This window comes from Oceanobacillus sp. NCCP-135 (genome assembly GCF_059698015.1).
In genome coordinates this window covers 1-12,213 of the sequence record NZ_BAAKSZ010000004.1, presented here as the reverse complement: position 1 = coordinate 12,213, position 12,213 = coordinate 1, and the positions used below count along the sequence as shown (strand labels likewise).

The following is a 12,213-nucleotide window of genomic DNA, read 5'->3' as shown; positions in this document are numbered from 1 at the left end:
ATTTAAACGCAGATTCTTCTTTTCTGAGTACGGCATGTACACAGTATAGCAAAACATTCGGAATCAAATTAAACAAAAAAACAGCAGCTAAAAGAATTATCTTTTAACTGCTCCTATCCTACTTTTCGGTCTTTTTACTTTTAAGCTCTTTAACTATCGAAACAATCATAATCAGAAGAATTACTGTAAATGGCAATGCTGCTGTTAATGATGCCGTTTGCAGTGCATCTAGTCCCCCTGTAAATAATAATACAAGGGCAATTGCAGTTATAAGGACTCCCCAGATGACTTTCGTTATCAGCGCTGGATTTAGTGTTCCCTTGGATGTCATACTGCCCAAAATATAGGAAGCAGAGTCCGCAGATGTTACCATGAATGTGAAAATAAGCAGAATAGATATAATCGATAGAATATCTGTGAACGGCACAACACCTAAAGCTTCAAAGAGGGCTACCGTTACATCATCGTTAACAGCCTCGGCAATTTGTGTTCCATTATTTAAGTCACTATATATTGCCGTACCACCAAATACTGCAATCCAGACACAGGCAATTGCTGGTGGTACGACCATCACACCAGCGACAAATTCACGGACGGTTCTGCCTCTGGATACACGTGCAACAAATGCTCCTACAAATGGAGACCAGGCAATTGCCCATGCCCAGTAGAAAATGGTCCACTGGTAAACCCAATCACCGCCGGTATATGGTGACAGACGCAAGCTGTACTGTATAAAATTAGAAATATAATCACCCATGCCAAGTACAAAGGAATTTAAAATAAATACGGTTGGTCCTAGGAAAAATACAATTACCATCACAAGTAGGGCCAGCCCCAAATTGATATTGCTCAGCCACTTAATTCCTTTGTCCAGCCCTGTAACACTGGAAGTCATATATGCAGCCAGCATGACAAGCGCAATAATGACTTGTACGCCAATATTATTTGGCACATTAAATACTGATGACAACCCTCCGTTTAGCTGAATAAATGAGAGACCGACAGTTGTCGCAACCCCCATGACAGTAGCTATTACAGCCAAAATATTAACCGTGTTTGCTACTGCCTTATTTTTACCTACTACTGGTTCTATTGCAGCAGAAACAAGTCCACTTCTGTTTTTTCTAAACTGAAGAAATGCGATTGCCAGCCCTGCGACTGCAAAGACGGCCCACTGACTGATCCCCCAGTGGAAAAAGGAATAGCCCATTGCGACTCTTGCTGTTTCCTCAGTCTGAGTTTCCAAGTCAGGAAATGGAGGGACAAAAAAATGACTCATTGGTTCTGCAACACTCCAGAAAACAAGAGACACCCCAAAGCCGGCTGAAAACAACATGCCAATCCATGTGAAAAATGGATATTCCGGACGTGAATCAGATGATCCGAGCCGCGTTTTCCCGTATTTACTGATGGAAATGCCAACAAGGAACAGGATAATAATAAATACTGCAAATAAATAAAACCACCCGAAATTAATTGTTGTGAAATCGAAAAGTGTCTGGGCGACTGCACCAAATTGTTCTGGCATGAATGCTCCGATGATGACTAATAACCCAACGATAATTGCTGAAATAAAAAACACTGGATTCTTATAAGACTCTTTTTTCTTCATAATGATCCTTTCCATTCTAATTTTTTTGGTTCAATCACATTTTGCGGGGAAGGTTGGTTCAGTTGGTTTATTTGGAACCGGTATAATGTGTTTTTATAGAAACAAAACTATTAATTTCCCCGTACTTTGTGAAAGATACAATTTTTTAGTGCTTACTATGTAGCCTAAGTGAATCAAAAATAATGCTATACAGTATCTTACCCAAACCTAAACTTTACTAAACAAAAGATGATGGATATTCCATGAAATTTTAGTTCTGTACTAGGATTATTTGTGAAGCGGAACAAAGACAAGTACAAACTATTCACTAGAAAAAACCGCAGAGAAATATAAAAAGCGAAGATCTGATATCCTCGCTTTTTACTTGTCATATCTATTCTACACCCTAACTTTACTTAATTCTCAACTGAATAACATTTCCAGACGGGTCTTCTGTCACTACATAATCATTTTCCTTTTTTACTTTAGCACCAATTTCCTCCAAGCGATTGACTGCTTCATTCCTTGTAATTTCATCCGAAAAAATTAGTGTGAACCAGTTTAGACCAACACTGTTCTTCGATGGAGATTTAGCTCCCACACCGTTCCATACATTCAGTCCAATATGGTGATGATAGCCACCAGTTGATGTAAAAAGTGCCCCAGGATAATTTGTCACAACCTTAAAACCAAGACCAGTAATGTAAAATTCCTCCGTCTTTTCTAAATCTGCAACATGTAAGTGAATGTGCCCCATCACCGTTGCTTTCGGAAGACCCACCCACTCGTTTTGGCTTTCTGCGAGCAGTCCATCCCCGTCAAGAGGTTCTGTTGCCATAGCAACCTTCCCATCAGTCCAGCTCCATTCAGAAGCAAGGCGGTCACGGTATACTTCAATTCCATTTCCATCCGGATCAGAAAGATAGAGTGCTTCACTCACATAATGATCCGATGCACCAATACGGGTTTTTGTCTGAACCATATATTTTAAGAATGCAGAAAGATCACTGCGGGAGGGTAAAAGTATGGCAAAATGATATAACCCTGTTGTTCTTTCCTCTTTTGGCAATACATCAGCAGGCTGTTCCAGCGTCAGCAAAGGTGTATTGCCATCAACGGTTAAAACTGCTTTTCTATCCGTTTTCTTCAGCACTGTGAAGCCAATTATAGTCTGATAAAAGGAAAGAGACCTTTCCAGATCAGATACATTTATATTAACCTCACCAACATATACAGTTGGTTTTTCGAAAAATTGCTTTTCCATTTTAAACTCCCTCTCCTACTATTGCACATTTTTATTACAATTATATACTTAGTTACTAAATGTAAGTAAAATAATTATAATAATATACCTCTATTTTGTCAATCGAATAAATTATTTTTTCGCCCTTGATTTTGCACCACAAACCTTTATAATATAATAGTCTCTGAGAAATCCCTCAGAACACGTGGTTCGCAACCATCCCACGATAAAAAACTAGGGAGGATATTATAATGAAATCAAAAACATTGGTAGTTAATGGATTAATCGCGTCGCTTTATATTGCCGTTTCGCTAGCCATTGAGCCGCTTGCATTTTCAAGCATCCAGTTTCGGATCCCGGAAATGTTTAACCACCTCATCGTGTTTAGCAAGAAATACTTTTTCGGCATCATACTAGGTGTGTTTATAACCAATATTTTCTCACCACTTGGTGTATATGACCTTGTTTTTGGTGTATCCCATTCCGCTATTTCATTACTCATTACCATTTTATTGGCAAGATTCATCAAAAACATATGGGTTCTGCTTGTTGCTAACACACTCGTTTTCTCATTCAACATGTTTATTATTGCATTTGAATTGAATTTAGCATTAGGATTTCCATTTATGCTTACATGGTGGACAACCGCTGCTGGTGAATTAGTAGTGTTAGCTATTGGAATACCGATTATGTATGCATTGAATAAACGATTACAATTTAAGACGCTTGTATAAGTAAAACCGTTTCAGAGGGAAAGTATCCTTATTGAAACGGTTTTTGTAAGTACAGGACTCGGGATGGCCTAAATAGTTTTTATAGTTGTAACTTTTTATTTGATTTTACATTTATGGGAATATGAATGGTTTCAGGACTAGATAGTAAGGAAAAAGATAGATAACTACAAAAATCTAATCTGTTCCATTTAAAGCTCAATCCCTTGTTTGGATTGACCTTTATTTTTTGTTTACAATTATAATCAGTTTCGATAAGCTAAAGAAAATGAAAGGATGATTTACGATGATTGTTAGAGAGCGCTCAGATGATTTTGTCCTGATCGAGCAGGGCAACCATGCTAAGGTATCAGGAGATATAATGTCCAACTGGAAGAATTCATTATTTAAGGGACAGGATTTTAAAAAATCTGTTGAGTATGCGATCTACAAACATGACTGTGGATGGGAGCCATTTGACAAGCAGCCTTTTTGGAATGATGAACGCCAAGCACCATATACCTTCATTGATTTTCCTACACCACCCAAAATAGTACTTTATAAAAATGGCATCGATGAAGTTGAGAAGGTTGATGCTTATGCGGCACTATTATGCAGTGAGCATTATAAACGTTTTTTATTCAATCATACTTCAATGGAAGCACAATCTTTTGTTAAAGCAGAAGAATTAAGGCAAAAACGAATTTTCAATAGCTTAAGCAAGTTAAACAAACGTTTGTTTAACCACCACTATAGCCTTATTCAGCTTGGTGATAACCTATCCCTTTATATTTGTTTAAATGAGCCTGGAGCTACCAAGGAAAATGAACACCCCTTTTTTAAAAATGGAATACCCCTCTCTGAATCATTAGTTGGATTTAATCAACAAAAAGTAGAACTATATTGGATGGATAGGAAGACCATTGCTATGAGTGAATTCCCTTTTGAGCATGAAGTTCTTGTCACTTTGAAACAGAAAATAGTAACAAAAAAGCTTATAGCTGATAAAGGATTACGTAAAGGTTATGAAGAAACACCCTATGAAGAGATATCCGTGCGATTAATCCCAGATGATTGAAATACCTGCAGTTTTTTGCCAAAACAAACAGTGTATCTACTTAAAGCTCGCACACTTTTGCCTCCTTACCCATTGCAACGAGCCGTCTTGTGAACTGCAAGCTTACTTCTTAACCCACCAACTTTTATTTTCTGAAAGATGGAACGCACTCTTTTTTTACCGGACTCATACGTTTTACCTTTTCATATTGTTTCTTTTCAAAGGTAATCTTTTGCAAATCTTTCATCCGTGCCTCTGCTAACTCTTTATAAACATTATAATGATAATTCATCATTTATCTTCTTCCCTTCGTTTTTATATTTCTTATAATGTTTATACTATATGTAATTACCTCCCCAGTCTTCGGCATGGCGACTGAAATATCACAGCAAAAATACCCTCCTTTAAAATTAGGGTGTCTACGTCTTTGGATGGATGAGCTCATTGGTGAGTATTTTTATGGTTAAAAACTCCAAATAAAAAAGCAGCCGCATTATTGAAAACGCAGCCGCTTTAAAGTGGATTTAATTTTGTAATTCCTTCTGTAACCTGTGTAATTCTGTATTAAGCTCATCCATCATGATTTCCATGGCTTCCTTTTTCGGGTGGCTTTCCGATAAATTTATTGGTTCCCCGAAAATAATCTTTGGTCTTTTTCGTTTAAATAATTCTTTAAAATTATTTGGTCCAGTGTAAGCGACAGGTACAATCGGAACCTTCGAATGTGCCGCAATGGTTACTGCCCCTCTTTTTAATGGTGCTTCCTCACTCGTTCTTGTTCCACTGGGGAATATCCCCACTACTTTATCTTCTTTTAACAATCTTCGGGGAATTTTTATTGTACTTGGTCCAGGATTTTTTCGATCCACTGGAAATGCATGTAGCTTTACCATTAGCCATTTGAGAAAACGTGATTCAAATAGTTCTTTTTTTGCCATATAAAATATTTTTGTGGGTAATACAGAAACACCAAGCCATAATATATCAACCCAGCCTGTATGGGTACACGCAATTATATAACCGCCTGATTTGGGCAGATTTTCTTTTTGATAGATTTTTATTCTGCCAAACAAACTTAAAATTATCTTCAATAAATATGCTGCAAAATAATACATCTTAGGTCCCCTCTTCTATCGATAAATAACATTAACTCTATTTTAGCATATAGTATTAAGATCTGGTACCAAATTATTATTACGCATCTATAATTTTTTATCATTATTATGTTCTAATTGGGCACACTTAAACATAGTGGAAGAAAACTCATACCCTGTGTGCTCAGGAATCAATTATAAAGGATGGGAAATAAAATGGACAAAGATCAAGCAAATAACAAAAACAACGAAACACACATAGAAAATGAAGACACATTAACCACAAGACAAGGACAACCGGTTACTAACAATCAGAACTTAAGAACAGTTGGGAATCGTGGTCCAGCAATGCTGGAAAACTATGACTACATTGAAAAGATCAGCCACTTTGATCGCGAGAAAGTACCTGAGCGTATTGTACATGCACGTGGGGCTGGTGCGCATGGTTATTTTGAGACATATGGAACAGTTGGCGATGAACCTGTTTCAACATATACACGGGCTAAAGTCTTTCAGGAAAAAGGCAAGCAGACTCCTGTTTTTGTCCGTTTTTCAACGGTTGTACATGGGACGCATTCACCAGAAACACTTCGGGACCCACGTGGATTTGCGATTAAATTTTACACAGAAGATGGCAACTGGGATTTAGTTGGAAACAATATAAAAATCTTTTTTATCCGTGACGCTATGAAGTTCCCTGATATGATTCATGCATTTAGACCAGATCCTGTGACCAATATACAGGATAGTGAGCGTTTTTTCGATTTTTGTGCAAACTCGCCGGAGTCCTTCCATATGGTTACATTTATTTATTCTCCTTGGGGAATTCCTGCAAATTATCGGATGATGCAGGGATCTGGTGTGAACACATATAAATGGGTGAACAAGGATGGTGAAGCAGTACTGGTGAAGTACCACTGGGAGCCAAAGCAGGGCATTAAAAACCTGACCACTAAAGAAGCGAATGAAATACAGGCCACAAACTTTAACCACGCCACACAAGATTTATATGATGCCATTGAAGCTGGTGATTATCCGGAATGGGAGCTGTATGTGCAAATTATGAAGGACGGTCCCCATCCCGAACTCGATTTTGATCCACTTGACGATACAAAATTATGGCCAGAAGATCAGTTTCCATGGTTGCCAGTTGGAAGGTTAATTTTAAATAAAAATCCGGAAAATTATTTTGCAGAAGTAGAGCAAGCGGCCTTTGGTACAGGTGTTCTTGTTGATGGTCTAGATTTCTCAGATGATAAAATGCTACAAGGTCGTACATTTTCCTATTCCGACACGCAACGTCATCGTGTTGGTGCGAATTATTTACAAGTACCGGTCAATGCAGCAAAGAAGCGTGTGGCCACAAACCAGGAAGGCGGGCAACTGCGCTACGAAAATGATAAAGCACCTCGGCAAAATCCACATGTGAACTACGAACCTTCTATTTTAGGTGGTTTAAAAGAAGCGGAGCAACTCGGAAAGGAATATACACCAAAGGTTGAAGGAAACCTTGTACGTGAATCGATTGACCGCAATGATAACACAAAACAGGCTGGTGAAACCTATCGTCGTTTTGAAGATTGGGAAAAGGATGAATTGATTTCAAATCTTGTTGGGGATCTTTCACGATGTGATCAAAGACTCCAGGACAAAATGATAGCACTTGCTGAGGAGGCAGATGACGAATACGGTCGACGTTTAAGAGAGGGGCTCCGACATACAGGAAAAGACGGCACAAGTAAAAATCCACTTGGAAATAAGGATGCGGAAAAAGCACCAGAACAAGCTGTGGATAAAGGGCATGACGCAGAGCCGTATTAATAGGCGTACAGCACATTGCCTTAAATGATAAAAGACTCTAATAAATAATATTAAGCCCCTTTCCATTACAGAAAGGGGTACTTCTATAATCATAAGCTGGATGCTTTAGTGGTGATGCCCTTTGCTTATAGAAGGATTTGTTATATACATTTCTTCCTTTGGCACGTAAAAATATTGAATCCATACACCATCTAAAAAGCCGTCACCTTTTTCAAGAATAATATCAATACCCTTATCTGTTTTGACAACTTCATCATTTTCTGTAGGAATGTCTAATTTTATATCATAGTGTGCATGGTCTCCGTGAAGATGGGTTACATAAACACGAATCATTTTGCCTTCTGCTTCTTCACTTTCCAGCATCTTTTTTAACACTTTTGCTGCGTTACGATTTATTTTACATTGCATATTGACTTAGCTCCTATCCAAGTTATTTATTTCTATATTATTCCAGTTCTTAAGTCGATTTGCAAATTTCACAAATAAATATGGAAATAATCCCCAAAAATGATTCAAAAAACCTTATCCAAGCAATATATTGTATATATAAATTCAGCGAGTTTTATAGTATACTAATTAAAAAGGGCATACTTGTAATAAATAAGAAGGGGGATTTGAAATGCCAATACCAGCTGATCACTCAAAACCAATTCGTCAATCCGCAAAGGAAAGCGCATTCAATCAGCTGCAACAATGGATTATCGACGGGACACTTCAACCTGGAGAAAAATTAAATGATACAGAACTTGCTCATGCATTGGGAGTTAGTAGAACACCCGTCCGTGAATCTCTGCAGCTCCTTGAAGTACAGGGTTTTGTGAAAATGTACCCTGGTAAAGCAACGCAAGTAACCGAAGTAGAAAAAGAATCAATTAATGATCTGCTTCCACCTCTAGCAGTATTACAAGCTTTATCTGCTGAACTAGCTATTGCTAATCTGACGGATGAAGTTATTAGCATGCTGGAAAATACAAATGAGCGGTTTGCAGATGCTATCCATTCAGAAAATTATTATTCCGCCTTAAAAATTGATGAAGAGTTTCATCAAATCATCGTCAACACCGCAGACAATTCATATATTCATTCGATGATTGCATCCTTGCAAGCACATGTTAGAAGATTATTTTTCCACAATTCGATTGTCTTAACAAAAAAGTCCATCGATGAGCATACTGCAATTATCAGCTTAATGAAAAATGGGGTTGCATCAGACGCATCATCCATAATGAAGGAAAATTGGCTACGGGCGATTGAGGAATTTCGCTCATTAAAAACAAAATAATAACGAAAGTCGGTTTCGTAAATGAATAATGAAACCGACTGTTATTATGTTTACAACTATGCTTTTACTGCAGATAGCTTCTGCACCCAGAGTACTACTCCGGTGATAGCAATAACTACCAAGGCAGGATTAAACCACCCATGTTCCGACAATAAAACAGCAACTCCTGTTCATAGACGAAAATGATTGCTATCATCCAACTGATATAATCCATTGCCAACAATATACATATCGGTTTCAAATCATCAAGAATTGGAAATCAAAATAATGATAGCTTCTCCTTCATAGGATAATTCTCTTGGATATGTAATTTCAACTTGAAGTAGATTTACTAAATCAGGTTATGCGTTATACGCAATATATCAGTAAGATCTATCTGATTATTATTTTTTTGTGAAAAGCAATATAGTATAAATGATTTATTGGTGGTTTTGAGATGGTAGAGAATAAAGCACCCTGCCCTTATTAAAACACTTCTGTGGTAGAGAGAGACTGCGAAAAGTCTATTTATACAAGTCTTCTCGTCGATCCTGAAAAACAGGAATTTGTTTTCGAACCTCGTCTACTTCCTCCAATTGCAAATCTACTATTCCTATTGTTTCCTCATTTAAACCAGTCCATTTTACTTCTCCCCAGGGAGCAATAACCATGGAGTTTCCATTAAATGCATTATTTGGATCTGCTCCGACACGATTCACGGCAACGATAAAGCATTGATTTTCAATTGCTCGTGCCTGTAATAAAATGCGCCAATGATCAATCCGAGCTGCCGGCCATTGTGCAGGAATGAATAGTATTCTGCTTCCCTCCAGCACATGCTTCCTAAGCCACTCAGGAAAACGTATATCATAGCAAATAATCCCACCCATTTGGACACCTTCCAATGAGAACACATTTAATTGATTCCCTGGCTGTAAATAGTGATGTTCATCCATTAGCTTAAATAAATGCGCTTTATCATATTCAGCAATAATTTCTCCATATTTATCTGCTACATACATTGTGTTGAAGAAGTCAGTTCCTTTCTTTGTCGAAACCGATCCACCAACGATGTGAATACCTAACTTTTTTGATAATCTGGTCAATAATTGTTTGGTTTGCTCCCCTTCCACATCTGCGCTTTCTTCAAGACGGGCTAAATCATAGCCTGTATTCCACATCTCGGGTAGAACAACAATATCTGCACCTAGCATAGCCGCTTCATTAATTTTTTCTTCTACATGCGAGAAATTTTTCTTGGGTTCTCCATAGCTTACATCTATTTGTACAGCTGCAATTTTCATTCTTTCACCACCTGTAGATATTATTATATAATTTAATCTTATATTGTATTATACTTTAAATTAGAATGAGTTTAAACTTTCAGAAATACACATGTGAATTTAAGGAGGCTTCATTAATTATGATCTTTTCTGATCGATTGAAAAATCTACCTCCACAGTTTTTCGCTTCTCTTGCTCAAAAAGTAGCGGGTGCTGTCAGTGAGGGTCGAGATATTATTAACCTTGGGCAAGGAAATCCAGACCAACCAACACCATTACATATTATAAAAGCACTGCAGAAAGCTGCTGAAAATCCGGAAACACATAAGTATTCTCCTTTTCGTGGGACAGTTGAACTTAGACAGGCTGCCAGTGACTTTTATAAAAAAGAATTCAATGTGACAATCGATCCCGACACCGAAGTAGCAGTTTTATTTGGGGCTAAAACAGGACTGGTTGAACTGCCTCTTGCATTACTGAACGAAAAAGAATTAATGCTTCTTCCAGATCCAGGATATCCAGATTATTTGTCTGGGGCAAGTCTTGCGGGCGTAAATCATGTAACAATGCCATTATTGGAAGAGAATGACTTCCTGCCTGATTACCGTAAACTCACCATAGAGCAGAAACAACAAGCGAAGTTAATGTATTTAAACTACCCAAATAACCCTACAGGTGCAACGGCCTCCCGCAAATTTTTTGAAGAAACGGTGGAGCTCGCCAAAGAATCAGAAATTATGATTGCTCACGATTTTGCCTATGGGGCGATTGGTTTCGATGATTCAAAGCCAGTTAGCTTTATGCAGGCGGAAGGGGCAAAAGCAGTCGGTATAGAGTTTTATACCTTATCCAAGACGTATAATATGGCTGGATGGCGGGTTGGATTTGCTGTTGGGAATAAATATATGATAGAAGCAATTAATCTAATACAAGATCATCTTTTTGTCAGCTTGTTTCCTGCGGTACAGCATGCGGCAGCAACAGCTCTGACGGATAGCCAATCATGTGTAGCTGAATTTACTAACCTTTATGAAAGCCGTCGAAACGTACTCGTTACGGAATGTAAACGAATTGGCTGGGAAGTTAAGGCACCAAAGGGTTCTTTTTTCGCCTGGCTGTCGGTTCCAAAGGAATATACAAGTGAGGAATTTGCTGATCTCTTATTGGAAAAGGCTGATGTAGCCGTAGCTGCGGGAAATGGGTTTGGGAAACACGGAGAAGGCTATGTGCGAGTTGGGCTTTTAGTTGATGGTGAACGCTTAGTGGAGGCTATCGAACGGATTGAGAAACTATCTATTTTTTCTTGAATATAACTACATTTAAAAAATTTAAGCTTCAATAAATGAACAGTTGCAGGATAAGAAATAAAGTGGGGTTTAAAAAGTCGAGAGAAACTTCCTTAAAATTGAGAGATAGTCTAAAAAGTTGAGAGAAACTTCCTTAAAGTTGAGAGATAATGATAGTTTCCGGTCTTATGTCTCAACTTTGGATGCGGATCTCTCAACTTTACAATGCTTTCTCTCAACTTCGAGCGAATGTCTCTCCGCTGTAAGGCTAAAAAAACATCCTATGTAAGCACAGTGGATGGTTTTTCCATTTAATAATCCCTTGGCGATACCATTAGAAACCTTAATCGATAGGCGTTCATCGCCGTTTCCCCAAGTGTATCCATGAGATTATGGTTTGCATATGCTCCCACAATAGCACCAAATCCAGGAATGAGTTGCAGCATTTTCACCAAGTCAATATAATCCCGGTACTCTTGTTGAAACACATGCCAATCCATATCAACAAGTTTCTCCTTTTCCTTATCCCAGTTTTCAATGATATAAAATGTTTCCTTCCGTTTTTCATCGCTGGAAAAAGCAAGTTGGAACACATGAAGAATAAATAAACGCTCTTCATATTCATTCGTATCATATCCATAAACCGTTGCTGCTTCGAACAAAAATTTCATTTTTATGGATAAAAGCAGTGGAAAATCGGCCAGTCCGAGGAAGATACCACCCGCACCTGTTCCAGCACCTTCAACTACTGCGGTTTTCCGATAAGAAGCCAGTTTCTCCTTAAGAAATTCATCTCGTCAATTTAGTTCCCTATAATATGTTAACGATTATGTCTATCATCAATAGTTGACATATTATTTTAATCTA

Annotated in this window: 11 protein-coding genes, 1 pseudogene and 1 riboswitch; of the genes and pseudogenes, 5 read left to right on the top strand and 7 right to left on the bottom strand. The window is 37.9% G+C overall.

The annotated features are described in order from the left end of the window. Positions 1 to 118: 118 nt before the first annotated feature. On the bottom strand, positions 119 to 1,627 hold the full coding sequence (locus tag AC6HVZ_RS03915; RefSeq protein WP_497556833.1) for a BCCT family transporter: 1,509 nt from the start codon (positions 1,625 to 1,627) through the stop codon (positions 119 to 121). A gap of 376 nt (positions 1,628 to 2,003) precedes the next feature. Further along, positions 2,004 to 2,855: a VOC family protein gene (locus AC6HVZ_RS03910; protein ID WP_497556832.1), complete on the bottom strand. Its 852-nt coding sequence runs from the start codon at positions 2,853 to 2,855 to the stop codon at positions 2,004 to 2,006. Positions 2,856 to 3,033: 178 nt separating this feature from the next. Continuing rightward, positions 3,034 to 3,078: riboswitch (PreQ1 riboswitch) on the top strand. A gap of 7 nt (positions 3,079 to 3,085) precedes the next feature. Here AC6HVZ_RS03910 and AC6HVZ_RS03905 point away from each other — a divergent pair. Both AC6HVZ_RS03905 and AC6HVZ_RS03900 read left to right on the top strand, forming a co-directional pair. Beyond that, positions 3,086 to 3,568 carry a QueT transporter family protein gene (locus AC6HVZ_RS03905; protein ID WP_497556831.1) on the top strand — a complete coding sequence of 161 codons (483 nt, stop codon included), beginning with the start codon at positions 3,086 to 3,088 and terminating at the stop codon, positions 3,566 to 3,568. Positions 3,569 to 3,851: 283 nt separating this feature from the next. After that, positions 3,852 to 4,622, top strand: coding sequence for a DUF3891 family protein (locus AC6HVZ_RS03900; RefSeq protein ID WP_497556830.1), 771 nt, complete (start codon positions 3,852 to 3,854; stop codon positions 4,620 to 4,622). Positions 4,623 to 4,746: 124 nt separating this feature from the next. On the opposite strand, the gene AC6HVZ_RS03895 is transcribed toward AC6HVZ_RS03900, so the two are convergent. Further along, the gene (locus tag AC6HVZ_RS03895) at positions 4,747 to 4,896 is read right to left on the bottom strand and encodes a hypothetical protein (RefSeq protein WP_497556829.1); all 150 of its coding nucleotides are present in this window, start codon (positions 4,894 to 4,896) and stop codon (positions 4,747 to 4,749) included. Positions 4,897 to 5,125: 229 nt separating this feature from the next. After that, positions 5,126 to 5,716 carry a lysophospholipid acyltransferase family protein gene (locus tag AC6HVZ_RS03890; RefSeq protein WP_497556828.1) on the bottom strand — a complete coding sequence of 197 codons (591 nt, stop codon included), beginning with the start codon at positions 5,714 to 5,716 and terminating at the stop codon, positions 5,126 to 5,128. Between the two features lie 195 nt (positions 5,717 to 5,911). Between AC6HVZ_RS03890 and AC6HVZ_RS03885 the strand changes: the two genes are divergently transcribed. Next, positions 5,912 to 7,516, top strand: coding sequence for a catalase (locus AC6HVZ_RS03885; protein ID WP_497556827.1), 1,605 nt, complete (start codon positions 5,912 to 5,914; stop codon positions 7,514 to 7,516). A gap of 105 nt (positions 7,517 to 7,621) precedes the next feature. Here AC6HVZ_RS03885 and AC6HVZ_RS03880 read toward each other — a convergent pair whose 3' ends face one another. Next, positions 7,622 to 7,924, bottom strand: coding sequence for an iron-sulfur cluster assembly accessory protein (locus tag AC6HVZ_RS03880; protein WP_497556826.1), 303 nt, complete (start codon positions 7,922 to 7,924; stop codon positions 7,622 to 7,624). Positions 7,925 to 8,135: 211 nt separating this feature from the next. On the opposite strand from AC6HVZ_RS03880, the gene AC6HVZ_RS03875 reads away from it, so the two are divergent. Beyond that, positions 8,136 to 8,798 (top strand): GntR family transcriptional regulator, encoded by a 663-nt coding sequence (locus tag AC6HVZ_RS03875; protein ID WP_497556825.1) that lies wholly within the window; start codon positions 8,136 to 8,138, stop codon positions 8,796 to 8,798. A gap of 503 nt (positions 8,799 to 9,301) precedes the next feature. Here AC6HVZ_RS03875 and AC6HVZ_RS03870 read toward each other — a convergent pair. Next, entirely contained in the window at positions 9,302 to 10,081 is a 780-nt protein-coding gene (locus AC6HVZ_RS03870; protein ID WP_497556824.1) for a carbon-nitrogen family hydrolase, read from the bottom strand. A gap of 119 nt (positions 10,082 to 10,200) precedes the next feature. On the opposite strand from AC6HVZ_RS03870, the gene AC6HVZ_RS03865 reads away from it, so the two are divergent. Beyond that, positions 10,201 to 11,367 (top strand): pyridoxal phosphate-dependent aminotransferase, encoded by a 1,167-nt coding sequence (locus AC6HVZ_RS03865; RefSeq protein ID WP_497556823.1) that lies wholly within the window; start codon positions 10,201 to 10,203, stop codon positions 11,365 to 11,367. Between the two features lie 290 nt (positions 11,368 to 11,657). Here AC6HVZ_RS03865 and AC6HVZ_RS03860 read toward each other — a convergent pair. After that, positions 11,658 to 12,143, bottom strand: a pseudogene (locus tag AC6HVZ_RS03860) (EcsC family protein); the annotation flags it as partial. Positions 12,144 to 12,213: the final 70 nt, after the last annotated feature.